Genomic DNA, 21,609 nt, shown 5'->3' with positions numbered 1-21,609 from the left:
CATTTGCGCAGATCATCTATCCATTCCCAACAAGAACGGACGTGTCATGAATTTACCTCTTCAGGGCATCAAGGTGGTGGAGCTGGGCCAGCTTATTGCCGGACCTTTTGCGGCGAAGATCCTTGCCGAGTTCGGTGCCGAGGTCATCAAGGTCGAGCCGCCGCTGACCGGTGATCCTCTGCGCAAATGGCGTTTGCTGCACAACGGTACCTCCGTATGGTGGGCGGTGCAGTCGCGCAACAAGCAGTCAGTGACCCTCGATCTGCGCCAGCCTCAGGCGCAGGAAATGGCCCGCCAGCTGATTCGTGATGCCGATGTGCTGGTCGAGAATTTCCGCCCCGGTACGCTTGAGGGTTGGGGGCTCAGTTGGGAAGAGCTGCATGCCCTCAATCCGAAACTGATCATGCTGCGCGTCTCCGGCTATGGGCAGACCGGCCCGTACCGTGACAGGCCGGGTTTTGGCGTAATAGGCGAGGCGATGGGCGGTTTGCGTCATTTATCGGGCGAGCCAGGGCGTACGCCGGTGCGTGTCGGTGTGTCGATCGGCGACTCGCTGTCGGCGCTGCACGGCGTTATCGGCATTCTGCTGGCGCTTCGGCACCGCGAACAGAATGGCGGTGACGGTCAGCAGATAGATGTCGCGTTGTACGAGTCAGTGTTCAACGTGATGGAAAGCCTGATTCCCGAGTATTCGGTATTCAATACTGTCCGTGAGCCAGCAGGCAGCAGCATGCCAGGCATCGCACCGACCAACGCCTACCGCTGCAATGATGGTAAGTACGCGCTGATCGCAGGCAATGGCGACAGTATCTACCGTCGGTTGATGGAAAAGATCGGTCGCCTGGATCTGGCCAATGACCCCGAGCTTGAGCATAACGACGGGCGAGTCAGGCATGTGGCACGCATTGATGCTGCCATTTCGACCTGGACCGCCGAGCGCTCGATGGACGAAGTTCTTGCTGCACTCAACGAGGCGCGTATCCCGGCAGGCAAGATCTACGACGCTGCCGATATCGCCAGCGACCCGCATTATCAGGCGCGTGACATGTTGTTGCAGAGCGCGCTGGATGACGGCACGCCCGTCACTCTCCCGGGGATCGTGCCTAAACTTCTAGACACGCCGGGCCAGGTAAGAGCGCCTGCGCCGACCCTGGGTCAGCACACCGATGCCGTTCTCGAAGCACACGGTATAGACGCAGCCACTCGCGCTGAATGGCGTCGGCTTGGCATCATCTGATCCGAAATGCGGCCTTTGCCGTAAACAAAACTCTATTCCAAACGGAGCTGATCCCGTGATTGATCATCTGGACCATCTTGTATTGACCACTGCTGATGTTGACGCCTGCAAGGACTTTTACGTACGCGTGATGGGTATGGCCCCAGAGCGCTTTCGCCAGGGCCGACTGGCGTTTCGCTTCGGCAATCAGAAAATCAATGTCCATGAGCGTGGCAAAGAGTTCGAGCCCAAGGCCCATCTGCCTGTGCCAGGTGCGCTGGACCTGTGTTTCATTGCCAGCATCCCGCTGGATCAGGTCATCGCGCACCTGCAGGAGCAGGACTGGCCTATCGTTGAAGGTCCGGTAGAGCGTACCGGTGCCACCGGGCCGATTCGTTCTGTGTATGTGCGCGATCCTGATCTGAACCTGATCGAAATTTCCGAATTGGCCTGATTCAGGTCGGCGACGGACTGACCCCTTCCGTGATAGTGGCAGGTCTGACCTGACCGGTTTTCGGCATGGGTGAAGGCTCGGGTTGTGTCGGCTCGTCCTCGCCATTCAGCGCCCGATGCATCTTCTCGCTGTCCAGTGCGCCAACCCATTTGGCGATGGCCATGGTGCCGACGCCGTTGCCGATGGTATTGGTGATCGCCCGTGCTTCGGACATGAAACGGTCCACGCCCAGTAACAGCACCATGCCCGCGACCGGTATGGTGCCCAGGGACGCGAGGGTCGCGGCGAGAATGATGAAGCCTGAACCCGTGACACCCGCCGAACCCTTGGAGGTGAACATCAGCACCACCAGCACGATCAACTGGTCGGTCAGGGTCAGCGGCGTATTGGTCGCCTGGGCGATGAAGATCGCGGCAATCGTATAGTAGATCGCCTGTCCGTCCGGGTTGAAGGTCAGGCCGGATGGAATGATCATTCCTGCAACCGGTTTTGATACGCCGGCTTTCTCCATTTTCGAGATCATCTGTGGCAGCACCGATTCAGATGAACTGGTGCCCAGCACCGTGAACAGTTCTTCCTTGATGAAACGCAGGAATTTCCAGAGGCTGAAACCGCTGTAGCGGCATATCGGCCCGAGCACGAAGATCACGAACACTGCGCAGGTCAGGTAGACGCAGGCCATCAGTTTGCCCAGGGAAAACAGCGAACCGAAACCATATTTGCCGATGGTGAAGGCAATTGCGCCGAATGCGCCGAGCGGTGCCAGGCGCATGACCATGTTGACGATTCTGAACATGCCCTGCATCAGGCTGTCCAGCGCATCGACAAAAGGTTTGGCACGCGGGCCTACCTGCGCCAGAGCGATCCCGAGCAGGATCGAGAACAGCAGGATTTGCAGAATATTGCCCTTGGCGAACGCGTCGATGATGGTGTCGGGGATGATGCCCATCAAAAAGTCCATGAACGACGAATGCTTCGCCGCGCTGGTGTAGGTGCTCAGGCTGGAAGAGTCCAGCGTTGCTACGTCGATGTTCATCCCTGCACCGGGTTTGAACACATCCACCACGACCAGACCAATGACCAGCGCCAGGGTCGACACCACTTCAAAATAGACCAGTGCCCGAAACCCGACGCGGCCCAGCTCCTTCATGTTTTCCATGCGCGCGATGCCTGACACCACTGTCAGGAAAATCACTGGTGCGAGCAGCATCTTGATCAGCTTGATGAATGCGTCGCCGATGGGTTTGAGCGCTGCGCCGGTTTCCGGTGCCACAACGCCAACGATGGCGCCAAGAATGACCGCGAGTAAAACCTGTACGTACAGTTTGCCTAGAATGCTTTTCATGACCGGGTCCTGAGTTTTTATTGTTGTCAGGAAATACCCGGAGACTCGGCAGGCCGGTCTCCGTGGCGTTGTACCTCGATACGACGTTGATCTGGCGAACGCGCCTCAGCGGTTGATCAGTTGCAGTACCGCGTCGGTGACCTGCCGGGTGGTGGCTGTGCCGCCGAGGTCCGGGGTGTGCAGACCGCTTTCGGTAACCGCTTCGATGGCCGACATCAGGGTCTTGGCCGCTGTCGATTCCCCCAGATGCTCAAGCATCATCGCAGCGGTCCAGAACGTTGCAATCGGGTTGGCGACGCCTTTGCCGGTGATATCGAAGGCCGAACCGTGAATCGGTTCGAACATCGACGGGAAGTTGCGGCCTGGGTTGAGGTTGGCGGTAGGGGCGATGCCCAGGCTGCCGGACAGGGCGGCAGCCAGATCGGAAAGGATGTCGGCGTGCAGGTTGGTGGCGACGATGACATCCAGCGACGATGGCTTGAGCACCATGCGCGTGGTCACGGCATCCACCAGCTCCTTGTCGATCCTGACGTCCGGGAAGTCCTTGGCCACTTCGTAGAAAATTTCGTCCCACAACACCATGCCATGGCGCTGCGCGTTGGACTTGGTGACCATGGTCAGGTGCTTGCGCGGGCGAGTGCGCGCCAGTTCGAAAGCGAAGCGATGAATGCGCTCTACACCGGCCCGTGTGAACACCGAAACCTCGGTTGCGACTTCTTCCGGCAAGCCACGATGCACGCGCCCGCCATTGCCGGAGTACTCACCCTCGGAGTTTTCGCGAACGACGACCCAGTCGATCTCGTGGCCGTTGTGCAGCGGGCTCTTTACGCCGGGCAGAACGCGCGCTGGACGTACGTTGGCGTATTGGTCAAAGCCCTGGCAGATCGGCAGGCGCAAACCCCACAGGGAAATATGGTCGGGTACATTCAAGGCGCCCACTGCGCCGAAGAAAATCGCATCGAAGGTCTTGAGTTCGGCCAGACCGCCTTCAGGAATGTAGTGGCCGTTCTTCAGGTAGTTATCCGAATTCCAGTCAAAGTGCTTGAAGGTCAGATCGAAGCCGGATTTTGTCGACAGCGCCTGCAGGACTTCAACACCTGCGGCGATCACTTCCACGCCAATACCGTCGCCGGGTACTGCTGCAATGTTGTAACTGTTCATGGCCCACTCCACTGTCCGATGCTTTTTGTTATGCCTGCGAACGCTCTGTTCGACAGGGTGTGGACGGAGTATATGTAGTGAGCCGGAACGTATGAGTTACTCGAAATCACTACATAATTAACCTTGAGTTACCAATGAACCAGACACAGGACCTGTCGTTTTTCCATCTGTTGGCTCAGCAGGGCAGCCTTGCCGCGACAGCCCGCGAACTGGGCGTGACGCCGCCTGCCATCAGCAAGCGCTTGAGTCTTCTGGAAGCGCGGCTGGGCACACGCCTGGTGAATCGCACCACGCGGTCCATGAGTCTGACTGCCGAGGGAGAGTTGTATTTCAGCCATGCGACGCGGATTCTGACCCAGATTGATGAAGTCGAGCAGTTGATCACCAGCAGTTCTGCCAGCCCCAAAGGGCTAATCAGGGTCAACGCTTCACTGGGTTTCGGTCGCCGTCATATAGGCCCGGCACTGGCGGCTTTTTTTGCCCGTTACCCCGAGGTGCAGATCCAGCTGGAAATCAGTGATCACCCACTGGATCTGGCCACCCATGGTTTTGATCTGGGCATTCGTTTCGGCAGTCTTCCGGATGCGGCCTTTCATGCGCGCAAGATCGCGTCCAATCGACGTCTGCTCTGCGCATCACCGCTGTACCTGGAAAAGCACGGTACGCCGACACGTCTGGCGGAACTGCAGCAGCACAATTGTATTTTTCTGCGTCAGAACGAAACACCCTACGGGGTGTGGAGCTTCAGCAACGGGGGGCGTACGCAGAACATCAAGGTACATGGCGCATTGGGCTGCAACGACGGTGAGGTCGCGCTGAACTGGGCGCTGGAAGGGTTCGGCATTTTGCTGCGCGCCGAATGGGACATTGCCCGGTACGTACGCAGTGGCCGTTTGCGTCTGGTACTTGAAGACCAGACACCCACTCGGGCGGACGTCTACGCGGTCTATCCGCAGCAGTTGCATCTGTCCGCCAGGGTGCGTTGTCTGATCGATTTTCTGGTGGAGCGTTTTGCCAGTCTGGATCGGGTTGTCCCGCTGCAAGACCCGCATTGAGCTGCGGGCGTCAGCAGCCCTTCGAAGCAGCCCCTTCCTTCGGTATGAATGCAGCCTTGTCTCCTGGTTTGGTAATGACGTAAGCGCGTCGCCACGGCTGGTCGTCGATCAGTTTCCAGCGATGGCCTGGGCCGGTAGTGTCCTGTGCCAACAATATTTCCCCTGGGCGCAGTATGAAATTCTCTCCGCCGGTGGTGGAAAACTCGAGCGTGCCTGAAAGGGTGATCACGTATTGCTCTTCTGGCGCGGCGTGCCAGTTGTATTGCGAGTGCGCCGGGGTTTCCTTGAAGTGCAGGGCGCTGACATCGGTCATTGCCTTTTGATCAATCGAGCCTTCGATGACGTGTGACAGATTGTCGGGGCCTGTGCACAGCCTGTATGCCTTGATGCCCTCGGTTACAACAATAGGTGGCTTCTTGGTGGCATAGGCGGTGCTGATCGGCAACATGACTGCTGCGGTGATGGCTGCAAGGCCTGCCAACTGGCAAGCCGTCGAGCGCATCAGGCGAAAACGATTGTTCGATTGCATAAAACGTTCCTGAGCACGACAAACTGCATAAGCCCTGATCGCCAGTCGCGGTGATCGAAACAGGGGCTGGGCAGATTCGCCCACGCAGCGGATCGAATCACATCCGGTAACGGTTAAAAATTATCTTTAGTTTCATGTTGCCGGGCGCCGCCCGGTCTAGCTTTTGTCATATTCATCTATGTCACCCGCGGCACTTGGTTTCCTTACGCTAATGACTCAATCAGTCAGGCTTTCAAGGAGCCCCGGATGCACCCCAGAAAAAGAATTGAAAAACGGTCCATTGACCACCATCCCGGCATGCCAGCGTTCAGCGTGCCTTTCGATCATCCAGATGATGCGGCGCGCTATGCCCATGAGCGAATCGGCAATCGGCGTGACCGTGAATACGGCGGCTTTATTCTGGTTCGCAAGGATGGCAAGTACGTCGCGACCGAACCCATGAACGGCAGCCGGTTCAGCTTTGACCCCAACGAAGTCTTTCCGCGCAACGATGAGGAGGGGTATGTGCTCTACCCGCAAGGGTATGACGACTATGCGATTTACCACTCTCACCCGTCACTTCAGGCCGGGCTTGAAGAATGGCCGGAGCGTGAAAAGGTTACTTACCCGAACAGCTTTTCGGCGGGCGACATCTATGCAGTGATCGATGATCAGGATATTTGCCCGGCGACCTATCTTTCCGGGCCTGACGGCTCGCTGATCAAATACACTTTGTCCCGTTCTGCCGCTGAAGACACACTGTTTGCGCGTGTTGCCGGACCACCAAAGATGCCGCACCTGAGTGAACTCAGTCAGATCCACAAGGCGCTGCAGAACCTTACCATGCTGCCCAGTGATGTGGTCCGGTTGCTGGCAGGTGCCGGGAACCTGGAAGTGATAGTGCCCAGTCGTCTGTGGGGGCGGGTCGGGAAAGTGTCGACTGACTGGCACCCTTATCCGGACGAAGCCGCCACTCGCAGGCCTCCTGTAACACCGCCTGCAAGCTGTGCCGTGCAGTGGCCACCAAGGCCTCTGAGCCTCAGCGCGCCGTTTACCCGTGCGGATGAGGCCGCACGTTACGCGCACGGCCAGATTGGCACTCGCATTCATTCGCAGATCATCGGTTTTCTACTGTTCAACCCGGTAACGCGCGCCTACCGGATCGCCGAGCCGATCCTTGAGGATGGTGCCCCGGTCTACGCGCCCTGTTCGGCGTTTCACCCCGATGCGTACTACCGGCCTGCGTTACCTGATGGCTATCGTGTTGACGGCATATATTTTTCGTCTGCCAACCTCGTAGCCGAAGGCGGGCGTGAAGTAGTGAGCGATTTCTTCGACCCGGACGATCTGCATCGCATGTTCAGTTATCGGTACAAGCCTGCACAGCGACCCAAAGGCTCGCCAATTCGTTATGGCTTCGAGATGTCGGCAGTTTATTTCTCGGCAGCCGATGGTGCACTGCTCGCGTACACACCCAGCCGGTCCGACGAGGAGCTTCAGCTTTTGCGAAGTGTGTCGCGCGTGTACTCGGGGGCTGAGTCCATCCAGGCGCAACTCGCCGCAGGTACGATCAATATGCAGGACTTTGTTCGCAGAGTGGCACGAGCCGGGCAACTGCGCGTGCTGCAGACCAGTGAGCGCTGGCCTCATGCAGGGGTGGTCAGGCCCGTGCCTTGAGCCCTTCGCTGCAAACCCGCGCGTTTCCCATGCGAATCGCAAACTGAACTGCAACTGAACAATCCAGTGCCGCGCCGGGAAAACCTTTGGATACCTGAACTTATCGGCGTTTTCTCCCTCTCATGCCGGTAGCCATTGATCGCGGCGGCCTGATAAGCTCGCGGCTTTACTCGTTTGCCCTTTTGGCGCATGAACAAGGAATTAGCATGAAACAGCATCGGTTGGCAGCGGCGATTGCCCTGGTCGGTCTGGTACTCGCAGGTTGTGACAAGCAAGCCAGCACCGTAGAGCTGAAAACTCCGGCACAAAAAGCGTCTTATGGCATCGGTCTGAACATGGGCAAAAGCCTGGCTCAGGAAGGTATGGATGATCTGGATTCCAAGGCTGTAGCCCTGGGTATCGAAGACGCAGTCGGCAAGAAAGATCAGAAACTCAAAGACGAAGAGCTGGTTGAAGCCTTCTCAGCCCTGCAGAAGCGCTCCGAGGAGCGTCTGGCCAAGATGAGCGAAGAGGCTTCGGCCGCCGGCAAGAAATTCCTCGAAGAGAACGGCAAGAAGGACGGCGTGGTCACCACTGCTTCCGGCTTGCAGTATCAAATCATCAAGAAAGCGGATGGCGCTCAGCCCAAGCCTACCGATGTTGTGACTGTTCACTACGAAGGCAAACTGATTGACGGCAAGGTCTTCGACAGTTCCGTTGAACGCGGCAGCCCGATTGACCTGCCTGTAGGCGGCGTTATTCCGGGTTGGGTCGAAGGTCTGCAACTGATGCACGTAGGCGAGAAGATCAAACTCTTCATCCCTAGTGATCTGGCGTACGGCGCGCAGAGCCCGAGCCCGGCTATCCCGGCCAACTCGGTACTTGTGTTCGATCTTGAACTGTTGGGTATCAAGGACCCTGCAGCGGCACCGACTGCTGGTGCTGATGCCGACGAAGAAGAAGAGGCAGCTCCTGCCGCTTCGGCTCCGGCCAAGAAGTAACGCACTACCTGGCTACAGAAAACGCCCTGTCTCGACAGGGCGTTTTTGTGTCCGGCTTATTTCCCGAACGCTTGGCCATTCGGGCAGTCCCACTATCATGGACGCGCGCAGTAGCATTGTCCGACAGTCCGGCAAGGTAACGGCACTCGCTTGAGCAAGGTACCGGTTTCACACCTTTGTAGCTTTTTTGTGAGTAAAAAACGCCCGATTTGACTGTGGCCCCCCGATAACGGGGAGTTCAGGCATGAAAAAAGCCACTGTTCACAAGGTTATCCACAATTATTGTGGATAACCTTGTAGCTCCGGCCAGGCAGGTTCGCCGGATCTGCTTTTATCGAAAGACATTTTGCTGAACGGGAGTGGGTATGAAAGCACCGTGGAATTTTATCCGTTATCTGCCCGGAGCCCGGCGTCTGCTGGCAGCGGGGCGACTGCCAGGGTTGTTGTTTGCGGTCGCGCGCAAGGGCAACAGTGAAGGTAATCGTCTGGGCAAGCTCAAGGACGATCTGCGTTTGCTCCAGGCCCTGTGCCTGGCTTACTGGCGCGGTGAGTACCGAAGCATCAGCCCCAAAGCCATTTTGTCCATTGTCGCGGGCCTGATGTATTTCCTCAGCCCGCTGGACGCTATTCCTGACTGGATTCCAGGCCTGGGAATGTTCGATGACATCGCAGTGCTGGCCTGGGTCACCAAGCACTTGAGCGACGAACTGGATGCTTTTCGCGCATGGCGTGAGCAGCAACCGCCCGAGAAGCTCATCGTGGTCGAGCAGTTGCCCAAGACTCAGGCGCTGTTGGAGAAAGAGCGGGGTAAGGTGTAAGTCTCACGGATGGAACACAAGCCGTAGCGTTACGCTGTTAAGATGCCAGCCTATGAATCAAGCCTGATCAGTGTGCGGTCGTGTAGTACAAGGTGACTCTATGGATCTTCAAGTGATATCCCGTGACGGTGAGCCGGAATATGCAGTGCTGCCCTGGGCGCAGTATCAAGCGCTGCTGAAGGCTGCCGGACTGGCCGGCAAACCTTCCAGCGAGCCGGCTGTATCGACTTCCGGCACTACCGCCGGTGAGCTTCCCGGGTTCGATGAGTTGCGTGCACTGCGCGAGGCCAAGGGCCTTGAAGCGGCGAGCCTGGCGCGTACCGTCGGGATCAGCCCGTCCTATCTGGAATTGATCGAGAACGGTACTCGTGAGCCGGACGGCGCCATCAAGCGCAGCCTGGCGTGGGAGCTTGGGGTGCCGGGCTGGCGAGGTGAGTCGTGAGCGTGCGCATCAGTCGTCAGCATTGGGACGGGCTGCTCAATGAGCTCGATCTGGCCCGTCGCCAACGGCATCTGCTGACCTATCGCGCGCTGGTGGAACGCCTGCAACTGCCCAGTCCGGCCATGCAGACCCTGACGGCGGCTCTTGAGCACCTCGCCGCCATGGATGCCCGCGCTGAACAGCCCTTGCGCAGTTCGCTGGTCATCAGCCAGGGCGCAAGCCGCCTGCCGCGTCCTGGTTTTTTCGAGTGTGCTGAACGCCTGGGCCGTTTCTCCGGACCGTCGGACGGCGTCGCGGCAGCCTCATGGCATGCCTCGGAAGTGGTTCGGGTGTTTGAATACAGTTATCCGGAAGTTGAAGCGCAGTAGGGGAATGGCACCGGCCCTCACGCCTGCATCAACAAATCCAGCCGCGTTGAATCTATGACGTGAATGCTTGCGCCGGCGACATCCTTGGCGAAGTGCTTGGCCTGTGAAGCGAGGTCGGCCAGTTGGCTGGCATCGACCAACGTGCAGCTTTCTTCATGCAGGTGCACCACGCCGATCGACAGTGATAACAACGGGAATTCCTGGCGTTGTCCCTGTCGGTTGAGGGCGACGAAGCAACCGGCTTCCAGATGTTCCGCGCGGTAGAAACGTCGGCATTGATTCTGGAAATCATCCAGCAGGGTTTTCAGGCGCCGCTCCCAATCCTCGACGCCCAGCACCATCAGAAAATCATCCCCGCCGATGTGTCCGACAAAGTCCCTGCTCGGGTCGATACGGTCGTTCAGGCACTGCGCGAGACACAGCAGCACTTCATCACCACGGGCGTAGCCGTAGATGTCGTTGAAAGGCTTGAAGCTGTCAATGTCCACATAGCAGATCACCGATTCGCGGCCCTGTTGCAGCAGACGCGTCAGGCATTGCTGGATCGGAACATTGCCGGGCAGCAGGGTCAGCGGGTTGGCGTAACGTGCCTGCTGGATTTTCATCTCGGTAATCAATTTCAGAACATCGATCACCCGTCCGAGGCCCAGATAGGTACCGTTGGAGGTGATGATGAAATCCTCTTCGATGCGCTGCCGGGCGCGGCTGGTCAACAGTCGGCTGACCTGTTGCAGTGACTGGCTGACTTCCACGGCCAGAAAGTCATCGCTCATCAGACGGCTGATCGGCTTGCGGGCAAACAGTTCGGTGCCGAAGGGCTTGAGCAGTGCCTCGGACAATGAATGCCGATGGACGATGCCGCAGGGCCTGGCCTCGTCGTCCAGCACGGCCAGCGAGTTGAGATTGGCCTGCCTGCGAAACGCTTCCAGTACTTCAGCGGTGGGCGTGGACTGGCTGACTGATGGTTGCGGGTTGAGCAGGGCAGAAAGGTCTGCCGCTTCTTCGTTCAGCGACACGCTGGTGGTCTCTGCCTTGGGCAGCATGGCGCGGGTGTCGCGCGGCGGGCGCTCTTGCGGGCGCGCAAGCAGATAGCCTTGAACCAGGTTTACGCCCATGTCCTTCAGCGTTGCCAGCTCTTCGGGTAATTCGATGCCTTCGGCAATCACGGTCGCTCTGGAAGCCTTGGCCATCTGCAGCATGGAGCCAACGAATTCGCGCTTCACCGCATCCTGATGAATTCCGTCGATGAAGTGCCGATCGATTTTCACGTAGTCTGGACGCAGCTCCGACCAGAGTCGCAGGCTTGAATAACCAGCACCCAGGTCATCCAGCGCGATGGAGAAGCCCATGTCGCGGTAGTGGTGCAGCGCGTTGTACAGCAGGTCGAAATCGTCGGTAGGCATCTGCTCGGTCAGTTCGATGACCACGTCCTTCGGCGCGATGTGGTATCGGCGCAGCATTTCCAGCGTCCGGCCGGGAGGATGAGACGTTTCGAGCAGCGATTCGGGAGAGACGTTGAGGAACAGCTTGCCCGGCAACTTCTGCTGACTGAAACGCCGGCAGGCGCTGTCACGGCAACTCAGTTCCAGCTCACTCAGGCGGCCTGCCTGTCGAGCGATGGCAAACAGGTTCAGGGGCGAATGCAACGCGCTGTTGGACGGTCCGCGGGTCAAGGCTTCATAACCCAGAATTCGACGTTCCGATAGCGAAACGATGGGCTGGAACAAGCTGTGCAAATCACCACGAGCCAGAATTGAACTCAGTGTGCTCAACTGTTCGGTTAGGGTCATGGTCGTCTCGAAGAGAATAAAAAGGGCTGAGCGCTTGCGCGTTCAGCCCCGTATTTCACGACAGCTTCATGACTGTTTGATGACGTTGAAGCTAAATGGCCATCAATGAGTCTGCCTTATTTTTTTGCCACAGCGGCGCTTAGCCCCAGATAGTCGATCAGAATACGCCCGGTCTCTGCCAGGTAGGCATCGTCCTCGGGTTTGGTTTTCTCGTCTTCCACTGGCAGCGCGTCTTCGTCTTCTTTCTTCAACTCCTTCAGCGGCTCTTCACCCTTGGCCTTGCGGCGGGTGTTTTCCAGCGCGAGCTGCTTGCTTTCGATGGACGCATGCTCGGCACGACGGTCGGCTTCATTGAGGCTGACCGTTTTTTCGTTCATCAGCTTCTTGGCCAGCGCCAGGCGGTCTTCAATGAACACGAACTCGGCGTCTTTCGCCGAACGCGCTTCATGTCGCGCCTGCAGTTGGGCCAGGAAGGGCTTGAACGGATCGATGGCAGGTTTGATCGCCGGTTTGATGCTGTCCCATGGCATGGCCTCGGGCAGGGCGCTCTCGCCGATTTCCTTGGTATCGATCAGCGACGGGTAAGTGATGTCCGGCACTACACCCTGATGCTGGGTGCTCTGACCGGAAACCCGGTAGAACTTGGCCAGGGTCAGCTTCAGTTCGCCATGATTGAGCGGCTGAATGGTCTGCACGGTGCCTTTACCGAAGGTCTGGCCACCGATCACCAGTGCGCGGTGATAATCCTGCATCGCGCCAGCGAAAATCTCCGACGCCGAAGCGGACAGACGGTTGACCAGCAAGGCCATAGGGCCTTTGTAGAACGCGCCTTTGGCTTCGTCTTCCAGCACATCGACCTTGCCGTCGGCGTTGCGCACCAGCACGGTCGGGCCTTTGTCGATGAACAGACTGGTCAGCTCGGTCGCTTCCTGCAACGAACCGCCACCATTGTTACGCAGATCCAGTACCACGCCATCGACCTTCTCGGCCTGCAGCTCGGTAAGCAGTTTCTTCACGTCACGGGTGGTGCTCTTGTATTCCGGATCGCCAGCACGATAGGCCTTGAAGTCCAGATAGAACGCAGGGATGTCGATGACCCCGAGTTTGTAGTCCTTGCCATCCTGTTTGAGGTGCAGGATCGACTTCTTGGCCGCCTGTTCTTCGAGCTTCACCGCTTCACGGGTGATGGCGACAATTTTGCTGGTCTGGTCATTCGGCGCATTGCTGGCCGGGATGATCTCCAGACGGACCACGGAACCTTTCGGACCGCGGATCAGCTTGACGACTTCATCCAGACGCCAGCCGATCACGTCGACCATTTCCTTGTCGCCCTGGGCAACGGCCACGATCTTGTCGGCCGGCGCGACCTGCTTGGTCTTGGCCGCCGGGCCTGCCGGGACCAGACGCACGATTTTCACGTTGTCGTTATCGCTCTGCAACACAGCGCCGATGCCTTCCAGCGACAGGCTCATGTTGATGTCGAAGTTTTCCGCGCTGTCAGGTGACAGGTAGTTGGTGTGCGGGTCGTAAGACATGGCGAAGGTGTTGATGTAGGCCTGGAAGATATCTTCGGCGCGAGTCTGGTTCAGACGGGCCTGCTGATTCTTGTAACGCTTGGTCAGGGTTTCCTGGATCTTCGCCGGGTCCTTGCCTGCGATCTTCAGGCGCAGGACTTCATCCTTGATGCGCTTGCGCCACAGCTCGTCGAGTTCGGCAGTGTCCTTGGGCCATGCGGCGTCCTTGCGGTCCACCAGCAGGGTTTCCTTGGTGTTGAAGTCGAGCTTGTCGACGCCCTTGCTCAATTCAGCCAGCGCGAAGTCCAGACGCGCCTTGATGCGGTCCAGGTAGCGCTTGTAGATAGTGAACCCCGGATTCAGGTCGCCACTTTTGAGGAAGTCGTCGAACTGGAACTGCCATTTGTCGAATTCGGCAATGTCGCTGGCCATGAAATAGCTGCGCGAGGGGTCCAGTTGCTTGATGTAGCTCTGGTAAATAATCGCCGAACGCTTGTCGTCCAGGGGCGGCTTGCTGTAGTGATGTCGTTTGAGCAGCTCAACCACGTTGAGGCTGGCAATCACTTCGTCGCGGTCCGGCTGAAGATTATCCCAGCTGTTGGCGGCAAAGGTACTGGCTGACATCGGCAAAACGCTAAGGCCGACAAACAGTGCGAGGGCAGTGCTGGGGAATAATTGCTTCATGCTGATTCGACGCGAGGACAATTGATAACGCATATTAGGCCGTCTTTGAGGTCGCCGGTTCCTTTGGACCCGGCCGCATAATGCAAAAGCCCGGGCAAAACAGCCACGGGCTCAGTCTGGACTCACTATGGAGGCACCGTGAAGGCATTGCAAGGCGTTGAAGGACATGTGGAATGGGTCGAGGAGCCGAGTCCGGCCCTCGATGTGGGGCAGGTACGTATCAAAGTGGCTGCGGCAGGTTTGAATCGTGCCGATCTGTTACAGCGCGAAGGCAAGTATCCGCCGCCGCCCGGCGTCACTCAGACGCTGGGTCTGGAGTGCTCGGGCGTGATCGCCGAAGTCGGTCCGGGTACGTCCTGGGTCGTCGGAGACCGCGTCTGCGCGCTGTTGGCGGGCGGGGCGATGGCCGAAGAAGTGGTGGTCGACGGGCGACATGTATTACCGGTCCCGGAGGGGCTGTCGCTGCATGAGGCCGCCGCCATCCCTGAGGTGTATGCCACCGCGTGGCTCAACCTGTTTCAGCTGGCAGGCCTCAAGCCGGGTGAAAAGGTGTTGTTGCACGCAGGCGCAAGTGGGGTTGGTTCAGCCGGTATTCAGCTTTGCAAAGCGTTCGGCAACCCGGTCTGGGTCAGCGTCGGTTCGACCGAGCGTCTGGCCTATTGCGTCGAACTGGGAGCACAGGGGGGCGTAGTACGTAGCGAAAGTCTTGAAGGCCTGAACGATTTTGCACCGTTCAACGTCATCCTCGACCCGGTGGGCGCAAGCTACGCCGAACTCAACGTGAAACTGCTGGCTCTGGACGGTCGCTGGGTGCTGATCGGTATCATGAGCGGGCGCGAGGCGCAGGTGGATCTGGCGCACGTGCTGGGCAAACGTATCCAGCTGATGGGTTCGACCTTGCGCAGTCGCGATGACACATTCAAGGCCGACCTGCTCAGCGACCTGGGCCAGCACGTCTGGCCGCTGTTCACTGAAGGCCGCCTCAAGCCGCAACTGGCAAAATCCTTTGCGATCAAGGATGCCGACGCTGCGTTCGAAGAGCTGGCGACCAACACGGTGTCCGGCAAGATCGTGCTGGTCATCGACGAAAGCCTGGTCTGACCCGTCGGTGCCTCTGGGCTCAGCTCCAGTCGTGCACCGGCCAGCCTGCTTTCTGCGCGTGTTCCAGTAACACGGCATCGGGGTTGACCACGTTAGGGTGGTCAACCTTGAGCAGCAGCGGCAGGTCATTGCGCGAATCCGAGTAGAAGCTCGCCCCCTCAAGGTTTTCCCCTTCGGCGTCCAGCCACTCCATCAGGCGCGTGATCTTGCCTTCCCGATAGGTCAGCACGCCGACCGTGGCACCGCTGTACACGCCATGTTGCACGTCCAGTTCGATGCCCAGCACTTCGTCGATCCCCAATCGTTCTGCGATGGGTTTTACCAAGTGCACACCTGACGCCGAGATCACCAGAATCCGGTCGCCTTTGGCGCGATGCTGAGCAATACATTTGCAAGCGTCGCTGTAGATAATCGGCTCGATCACATCCTCGACCCACGGGCCGACCAGGTGATCGATTTCTTCAGGCGTACGACCCGCCATGGGTTCAAGGCTGAACGCCATGAACTCTTCCATCGCCAGCTCGCCTGCGCTGTAGGCGGCCATCAGTTCGTCGTTGCGCTGCATGAACGAGGTTGAGTCGACCCAGCCCAGGCGACCCATCTGCTCGCTCCAGAGCGTGGCACAGTCGCCACCGATCAGGGTCTCGTCCAGGTCAAAAATTGCCAAGGGCATGTGCGTTTCTCCTAAAAGTCTGTTGAATCAGCTGTCAGCTTCACGCCTGGCGTCTTGATCGGCAAGCGTGTGGCGTTATCCGTGCAGAACAAATTCAGTTCAGAGCACGGTCAGTTCAGAGCACAGAGCGCCGACGGTTCGATGTTCAGTGTTACACGCCTTCCATCCGGGTGCAGGTCGTCGGCGCTGCGGTTCAGTACGTCGACCACCAGTTCCACGCCGCGGGCCTGTATCCGGTAGCGGATGACGTTGCCGAGCAGACTGTGACTGCGTACTTCGCCTTCCAGTTCGCCGGTCAGGCTCAATTGGATCGATTCAGGGCGAATCGCAATGCGGCTGGTGATCGGGCGTTGCATCAGACGTGTGGCGTCTTCGGCTTCCAGCAGGTTGTAGTTGCCGATGAAGCCCGCAGCGAACACGTCAACCGGAGCGGTGTAAAGGGTTTCTGCGTCACCACTCTGCACGATCCGGCCTTCGTTCATCAGGAAGATGCGGTCGGACATGGTCAGCGCCTCCTCCTGATCGTGGGTCACGAAGATCGTGGTAAGGCCCAGCTCGCGCTGAATGGCGCGAATCTGCTCACGCAGGTTTTTGCGAATTCGCGCATCCAGTGCCGACAGCGGCTCATCAAGCAACAGCAGGCGTGGGCGAGTGACCAGCGAGCGCGCCAGAGCCACGCGCTGGCATTGCCCGCCGGATAACTGATGCGGATAACGCGTGGCAAAGTCGTGCAGCTCGACCATGCGCAGAATATCGGCAACGCGCTTTTCGCTGTCGGCCGCACTGACTTTCTGAATTCGCAGGCCAAACGCGACGTTTTGCTCGACGGTCATGTTGGGAAACAGCGCGTAGCTCTGGAACACCATGCCGATGTTGCGTTTTTGTGGTGTGAGCGGCACCAGGTCAGTGCCATCAAGCAGGATGCGCCCGCTATTGACCGGTGTCAGCCCGGCAATGCAGCGCAATAACGTGGACTTGCCGCAGCCGGATGGGCCGAGCAAGGTGACAAACTCGCCTTTCGTGATACTGCAGTTGATGTCGCTGAACACTGACGTGCTGGCATAGCTTTTCTGCAGGTTTTCAATGCTGACAAAACTCATTTCAGTCTTTGTCCTTGTTCAGTCGATTGGCGGCCCAGGTCAGCACCAGCACGAAGAGGAAATAGGAAATCACCAGCGCGCTGTTGAAGTGACCGCTGCTGTTGCGCATGTTGTTCAGGTAGACCTGCAGGGTTTCATAACGAGTGCCGACCAGCAGGTTGGCGAACACGAACTCACCGAACAGGAACGAGAATGACAGCAGCAGGGCAATCATCAAGCCCTTGCGCAGGTTAGGCAGCACGACCATGAACGCTGCTTGCCAGGTACTCGCCCCAAGCAATTGGGCGGCGTCCATCAGGTCCGTCAGGTTGATGGCCTGCAGGTTATTGGTGATGGCGCGGTACATGAAAGGCAGGGCGACTGTGAAATAGCAGCCGATCAGAATCCACGGCGTGCCTACCATGGCCATGGGGCCTGAGCCATAGAGTTGCAGCAAGCCCACCGAAGAGACCACGGGAGGCACGGCGAACGGCAGCAGGATCAGGATGTTCATCAGCCCGTCGAGGCGCGGGAAGTAGTAATGCACGACAAACAGCAGCGGCAGAATCAGCACCACCGAGAGTATCAACGCGCCGACGCATACCAGTAGTGACTGGCCGAACGCCGCCAGAAAACGCGGATCGCTCCACAGCGCCACGTACCACTTGAAGGTCAGGCCACTGGGCAGAATGGTCGCCGACCAACTGGTGGAAATCGAGTACAGAAAGGTCCCGGCCAGCGGCAGCAGCAGGATCAGGAACAGCAGGTAAACCACGGTTTTGTGGTAAATGCCCGCGGGCCTTCGTTCAGCGCGCGACATGGTAGCTCCTCTTCAACAGCCACTGATGGACGACTGTGACCAGAGTCATGAGGCCGACCAGAATCATCGCCAGAGCGCTGGCCATGTTCGGGTCCAGGGTGATATCGCCTGCCACCATCGCGGCAATGCGGATCGGCAGCACGTTGAAATTGCCGGTGGTCAGGGCGTAAACCGTGGCATACGCGCCCAGCGCGTTGGCCAGCAGAATCACGAACGTACCGAGCAGCGCAGGGGTCAGGACCGGCAGGCCGATATAGCGCCAGAATTGATAACCGCTGGCACCCAATAGTGCCGCCGACTCGTTCCAGTCCTCGCGTACAGCGTCAAATGCCGGGTAGAGCAGCAGCACGCCAAGCGGAATCTGGAAGTAGGTGTAGAGGATGATCAACCCGGTTTTGGAGTACAGGTTGAAGTCATCGATGATCCCGGTCTGCTTGAGGATCAGGGTCAATGCGCCGTTGAAACCCAACAGAATGATGAACGCGAACGCCAATGGAACGCCGGCAAAGTTGCTGGTCATGTTGGCGAACGAATTGACGAAATCCCGCAGCCGTGAGTCTACCTTTCGCAGCGAATAGGCACCCAGCACGGCGATGATGATGCCGAACAGGCTCGACCAGAAGCTGATCTCCAGGCTGTACTGGATCGCCTGCCGATAGAACTTCGAGCTGAACGCTTTGGTGAAATTTTCCCAGCCCCAACCGGCGTCGCTTTGCAGGCTGTGGATCGCCACCCAGAGCAGCGGCGCAATCTGAAACACAATGAAGAACACGGCAAAGGGCACCAGGCACAACAGCCCCAGCCACTTGCCTCGGGAAAATCGGGTCAATTGAGAATCTCCCGGCAGACCGGTTTGTCGTGATGTACGCCGAGCAGCTCGCAGATGGTGCCGCACAGATCGATCTGGCGCGGTGCAGCGTCGACATTCAGGCTGAACGCATCACCCAGCACGAACAGCGGCACTTCGCGTTCTTCCGGCAGCAGGCCGTTGTGCGAGCGGTCGTTGTTCATGCCGTGGTCGGCGGTCACCAGCACTTGATAGCCTGCGTCCAGCCAGCGTTGCAGGTAGTCAGCCAGAATGATGTCGGCATTGCGGGCGGTGTTGCGGTATTGCGCAGTGTCGAGGCCGTGCTTGTGCCCGGCGTCGTCGATGTTCATGGGGTGGATCAGCAGAAAGTTCGGTGCATGTTTAAGGCGCAGGCTTTCCGCGTCGGCGAACAGGTGCGAGTCCGGGTAGTGATCGGCCCAGTAGAACAGCCCGTGCTGAATGGGTAGTTCCGTTGCCTCGGTATGACGATCGCGTGCCGTGTCGAACGGCGTGCGGTTATACAGCTCGCTGAACCAGTGATAGGCCGCCGCTGCAGTGGTCAGCCCGGCGTCGCGAGCGTAGTGAAAGACGCTGCGCTGGTTAGACAGGCGTGAAACGTTGTTGTGCACGATGCCGCTGTCGATAGGTGCGACCCCGGTCAATATGCATTCGTACAGGGGGCGGGAGAGGGCGGGTAGCGCGCATTCCAGCTTGTAGAGCGCGGCGCGGCCAGCATCATGCCAGGCTTGAAGATGGCCCATTGCGTGGCGGGCCACGTCGTAGTTGAGGCCATCGAGCACGATCAGGATGACGTTGTGTTTCATGGGCGACTCGCTTGAAAGAACGGGCGAGTCTGGCTCGCCCGATGTACACGACTTCATCCCTGAGCCGCAGGAGAGAATCAGTTCATCTCGATGATGACCTGTTCGTTCCACTTCTGAGGCAGCGCTTTGGAGGTTTTCTCCCAGGCAGCTGCGTCTTTGATCGGCTTGGCATTGAGGTATTGTTCATGCGGCAGCAACTGGGCTTTCACGTCGTCTGGCAGCTTGATGTGTTCGACGCGAATCGGACGCGCATTGCCTTTGGCCAGGTTGATCTGACCGGCATCGCTGAAGGTGTATTCACGCGCCAGTTTGGCAGCGTTCGGGTGCTTGGCGTATTTGTTGATGATGGTGGTGTAGCCGGAAACTACCGAGCCGTCCGAAGGGATCAGCACCACGTAGTCATCCGGTTTGGCCATCTTGGCTTTGTAGTTGAGACCGTTGAAGTCCCAGACCACGCCGACTTCGATTTCGCCTTTTTCGATGGTTTGAATGGTCGGGTTGGCCAGCGACAGGCGCTTCTGCTTGGCCAGGTCGGTGAACAGTGCCAGGCCTGGCTCGATGTTGCTTTCGTCGCCTTTCATGGCAATGGCTGCGGCCAGTACGCCATTGGTTGCTTGCGCAGCAGTGCTCACATCACCAATGGAAACCTTGTATTTACCTGTTTTCAGGTCGGCCCAGCTTTTCGGTATTTCAGAGCCGTGCAACAGGTTCTTGTTGACGATAAAGGCGATGGTGCCGGTGTAGGCCAGCGCCCAGTGGCCGTCCTTGTCCTTGGCCCATTCCGGAATCTGATCCCAGGTGGTTGGCTTGTAAGGCTGGGTCACGCCTTTGGCAACGGCAATAGGACCGAACGCGGCACCCACGTCGCCGATGTCACCGCTGGCGTTGTCCTTCTCCGCATCGAATTTGGCGATCTCCTGGGCCGAACTCATGTCGGTGTCCATGTGCTTGAGGCCGTATTTGGTTTCCAGGTCTTTCCAGATGCCACCCCAGTTAGCCCAGTCATCCGGCATGCCGAGACTATTGACCGCGCCTTCAGCCTTGGCCGCAGCCTCCAGCGTTTTAAGGTCCGTGTCCGCAGCCATGGCCAGCGAACTCATTGCCATGGCTGAACCGAGGAGTGATGCCAACAAAAGATGTTTCATTCGGAGCTCCTAGTGCACTTCTTGCAAGAAGTGTTCGTTGCGGATTGTTTGGTCTAGATCAGCAATACCTGAGCCAAGTTAGGCTTTTTGCATGACATTTTCGTGTCGTGTTCAGTGGCAGAAGCTGTTTTTAACGTGGTTCGGCAGTGCCTGGCGCTAAGCGTAGACCATGGGAACATGCTTGCTTTTCAACGGTTAAAGACCTTTTTTCAGAGCAGTTGGCATGGATCGTGTTTTGTCATGTCACAGAATGGTCATGTGCCCGGCCTAGGCTTGAAGCAACGGAGTTAACGGCGTCGGTTGCACTGATGTGTGCCCCGCAACAGAGCTGGTCTAGTCCAGACGGATACCGGAATGCGCGAAGATGTGCCACGGGCGGTAACAACGATTTGCAGTGCTCTGCAAGAGCAGATCGAACATGGCTTGTTGCCGCATGGCAGCAAGCTGCCTGCGGAGCGCAAGCTTAGCGAGGTGTTTGCTACCACCCGTATCACGTTGCGTGAGGCTCTCGTGCAACTGGAGGCGCAAGGGCTTATTTACCGTGAAGAGCGTCGCGGCTGGTTCATTTCCCCGCCACGACTGGCCTATGACCTGATCAGGCGCAGCCATTTCCACGCAATGGTCTGTGCCCAGGGAAGGGTGCCGCACACCCGGCTTCTGTCTGCACGCCTGCAACCTGCTTCAGCGATGATCTGCGAAATGCTGGAACTGCCGGCGCTGTCGAGCGTGATCCAGATCTGTCGCGCGCGACGGATCGATCAGCGTCTGGTGCTGTATGTCGAGCACTACCTGAGACCGGAGTTGTTCCCCGGCATTCTCGAACACGACCTGAACGAATCGCTCAGTGAACTCTACGCCCGCCGCTATGACATTCATTACGGTCGGGTGCGCTTCGACATGGTCCCCACAGCGCTGCACAGCGAAGCGGCCGCTGCACTGAAGGTTTCACTGGGTAGCCCGGGCCTGCGCATTGCACGTGTCAATTATGATTGGAAAGATCGGTTGATCGACTGTGACCTCGAATACTGGCGTCATGATGCTATTCATGTGCGCGCAGAGGTGCACGGCGACTGAATGCCGGTGTGGCAAACCCACTTCCCAAGCGCGGTCTGTACCACCGTTAGTTTGCTGTTTTCTATAAATAAAT

Annotated in this window: 21 protein-coding genes; 10 read left to right on the top strand and 11 right to left on the bottom strand. The window is 58.2% G+C overall.

Annotation, left to right across the window (positions count from 1 at the left end):
* Nucleotides 1-46 precede the first annotated feature (46 nt).
* Together RYB09_RS20015 and RYB09_RS20010 are read left to right on the top strand one after the other, a co-directional pair.
* On the top strand, nucleotides 47-1,237 hold the full coding sequence (locus tag RYB09_RS20015; RefSeq protein ID WP_122258290.1) for a CaiB/BaiF CoA transferase family protein: 1,191 nt from the start codon (nucleotides 47-49) through the stop codon (nucleotides 1,235-1,237).
* A 55-nt stretch (nucleotides 1,238-1,292) separates the two neighbouring features.
* Nucleotides 1,293-1,670: a VOC family protein gene (locus RYB09_RS20010; protein WP_058408885.1), complete on the top strand. Its 378-nt coding sequence runs from the start codon at nucleotides 1,293-1,295 to the stop codon at nucleotides 1,668-1,670.
* A 1-nt stretch (nucleotide 1,671) separates the two neighbouring features.
* Here RYB09_RS20010 and RYB09_RS20005 read toward each other — a convergent pair whose 3' ends face one another.
* Both RYB09_RS20005 and RYB09_RS20000 read right to left on the bottom strand, forming a co-directional pair.
* A complete protein-coding gene (locus tag RYB09_RS20005; protein ID WP_316889902.1) occupies nucleotides 1,672-3,015 on the bottom strand; it encodes a dicarboxylate/amino acid:cation symporter in 1,344 nt (447 codons plus the stop codon).
* Between the two features lie 105 nt (nucleotides 3,016-3,120).
* The gene (locus RYB09_RS20000; protein WP_058399776.1) at nucleotides 3,121-4,176 is read right to left on the bottom strand and encodes a tartrate dehydrogenase; all 1,056 of its coding nucleotides are present in this window, start codon (nucleotides 4,174-4,176) and stop codon (nucleotides 3,121-3,123) included.
* A gap of 134 nt (nucleotides 4,177-4,310) precedes the next feature.
* Here RYB09_RS20000 and RYB09_RS19995 point away from each other — a divergent pair, with 134 nt between their 5' ends.
* Nucleotides 4,311-5,231, top strand: coding sequence for a LysR family transcriptional regulator (locus RYB09_RS19995; protein ID WP_316889900.1), 921 nt, complete (start codon nucleotides 4,311-4,313; stop codon nucleotides 5,229-5,231).
* A 10-nt stretch (nucleotides 5,232-5,241) separates the two neighbouring features.
* Here the strand turns inward: RYB09_RS19995 and RYB09_RS19990 are convergent, their stop codons facing one another.
* Entirely contained in the window at nucleotides 5,242-5,760 is a 519-nt protein-coding gene (locus tag RYB09_RS19990; protein WP_058399777.1) for a hypothetical protein, read from the bottom strand.
* Between the two features lie 246 nt (nucleotides 5,761-6,006).
* Here RYB09_RS19990 and RYB09_RS19985 point away from each other — a divergent pair, with 246 nt between their 5' ends.
* The 5 genes from RYB09_RS19985 (at nucleotide 6,007) to RYB09_RS19965 (ending at nucleotide 10,024) form a co-directional block, all read left to right on the top strand.
* Entirely contained in the window at nucleotides 6,007-7,416 is a 1,410-nt protein-coding gene (locus RYB09_RS19985) for a DUF4329 domain-containing protein (protein WP_058399778.1), read from the top strand.
* A gap of 206 nt (nucleotides 7,417-7,622) precedes the next feature.
* On the top strand, nucleotides 7,623-8,396 hold the full coding sequence (locus RYB09_RS19980) for an FKBP-type peptidyl-prolyl cis-trans isomerase (RefSeq protein ID WP_002552635.1): 774 nt from the start codon (nucleotides 7,623-7,625) through the stop codon (nucleotides 8,394-8,396).
* Nucleotides 8,397-8,761: 365 nt separating this feature from the next.
* The gene (locus RYB09_RS19975; RefSeq protein WP_002552636.1) at nucleotides 8,762-9,214 is read left to right on the top strand and encodes a YkvA family protein; all 453 of its coding nucleotides are present in this window, start codon (nucleotides 8,762-8,764) and stop codon (nucleotides 9,212-9,214) included.
* Nucleotides 9,215-9,314: 100 nt separating this feature from the next.
* Nucleotides 9,315-9,656: a helix-turn-helix domain-containing protein gene (locus RYB09_RS19970; RefSeq protein ID WP_003368334.1), complete on the top strand. Its 342-nt coding sequence runs from the start codon at nucleotides 9,315-9,317 to the stop codon at nucleotides 9,654-9,656.
* Nucleotides 9,653-10,024, top strand: coding sequence for a hypothetical protein (locus RYB09_RS19965; protein ID WP_003430937.1), 372 nt, complete (start codon nucleotides 9,653-9,655; stop codon nucleotides 10,022-10,024). The genes RYB09_RS19970 and RYB09_RS19965 overlap by 4 nt, the downstream gene beginning before the upstream one ends.
* Before the next feature lie 17 nt (nucleotides 10,025-10,041).
* On the opposite strand, the gene RYB09_RS19960 is transcribed toward RYB09_RS19965, so the two are convergent.
* Nucleotides 10,042-11,814: a bifunctional diguanylate cyclase/phosphodiesterase gene (locus tag RYB09_RS19960; RefSeq protein ID WP_058399779.1), complete on the bottom strand. Its 1,773-nt coding sequence runs from the start codon at nucleotides 11,812-11,814 to the stop codon at nucleotides 10,042-10,044.
* A 116-nt stretch (nucleotides 11,815-11,930) separates the two neighbouring features.
* A complete protein-coding gene (locus RYB09_RS19955) occupies nucleotides 11,931-14,012 on the bottom strand; it encodes a carboxy terminal-processing peptidase (protein WP_004657761.1) in 2,082 nt (693 codons plus the stop codon).
* 138 nt (nucleotides 14,013-14,150) lie between these two features.
* Between RYB09_RS19955 and RYB09_RS19950 the strand changes: the two genes are divergently transcribed.
* Nucleotides 14,151-15,113, top strand: a complete 963-nt coding sequence (locus RYB09_RS19950; RefSeq protein WP_005732900.1) for an NAD(P)H-quinone oxidoreductase — start codon at nucleotides 14,151-14,153, stop codon at nucleotides 15,111-15,113.
* 19 nt (nucleotides 15,114-15,132) lie between these two features.
* Here RYB09_RS19950 and RYB09_RS19945 read toward each other — a convergent pair whose 3' ends face one another.
* The 6 genes from RYB09_RS19945 to RYB09_RS19920 form a co-directional block, all read right to left on the bottom strand.
* Complete coding sequence (locus tag RYB09_RS19945; protein WP_058399780.1) at nucleotides 15,133-15,786, bottom strand: HAD family hydrolase; 654 nt, start codon at nucleotides 15,784-15,786, stop codon at nucleotides 15,133-15,135.
* Between the two features lie 110 nt (nucleotides 15,787-15,896).
* Entirely contained in the window at nucleotides 15,897-16,886 is a 990-nt protein-coding gene (locus tag RYB09_RS19940) for an ABC transporter ATP-binding protein (protein WP_002552643.1), read from the bottom strand.
* Between the two features lies 1 nt (nucleotide 16,887).
* Nucleotides 16,888-17,685, bottom strand: a complete 798-nt coding sequence (locus RYB09_RS19935; RefSeq protein WP_002552644.1) for an ABC transporter permease — start codon at nucleotides 17,683-17,685, stop codon at nucleotides 16,888-16,890.
* The gene (locus RYB09_RS19930) at nucleotides 17,672-18,514 is read right to left on the bottom strand and encodes an ABC transporter permease subunit (protein WP_316889895.1); all 843 of its coding nucleotides are present in this window, start codon (nucleotides 18,512-18,514) and stop codon (nucleotides 17,672-17,674) included. The genes RYB09_RS19935 and RYB09_RS19930 overlap by 14 nt, the downstream gene beginning before the upstream one ends.
* A complete protein-coding gene (locus RYB09_RS19925; RefSeq protein WP_058408878.1) occupies nucleotides 18,511-19,317 on the bottom strand; it encodes an alkaline phosphatase family protein in 807 nt (268 codons plus the stop codon). The genes RYB09_RS19930 and RYB09_RS19925 overlap by 4 nt, the downstream gene beginning before the upstream one ends.
* Nucleotides 19,318-19,394: 77 nt before the next feature.
* Nucleotides 19,395-20,462 carry an ABC transporter substrate-binding protein gene (locus tag RYB09_RS19920; protein WP_058408877.1) on the bottom strand — a complete coding sequence of 356 codons (1,068 nt, stop codon included), beginning with the start codon at nucleotides 20,460-20,462 and terminating at the stop codon, nucleotides 19,395-19,397.
* 354 nt (nucleotides 20,463-20,816) lie between these two features.
* Between RYB09_RS19920 and RYB09_RS19915 the strand changes: the two genes are divergently transcribed.
* Complete coding sequence (locus RYB09_RS19915; protein WP_058399784.1) at nucleotides 20,817-21,536, top strand: UTRA domain-containing protein; 720 nt, start codon at nucleotides 20,817-20,819, stop codon at nucleotides 21,534-21,536.
* Nucleotides 21,537-21,609: the final 73 nt, after the last annotated feature.

The organism is Pseudomonas syringae group sp. J254-4 (genome assembly GCF_032586855.1).
Taxonomy (GTDB): Bacteria; Pseudomonadota; Gammaproteobacteria; order Pseudomonadales; family Pseudomonadaceae; genus Aquipseudomonas; species Aquipseudomonas amygdali.
Note: the sequence above shows the minus strand (reverse complement) of the source record. Positions and strands in the feature narration are given on the sequence as shown.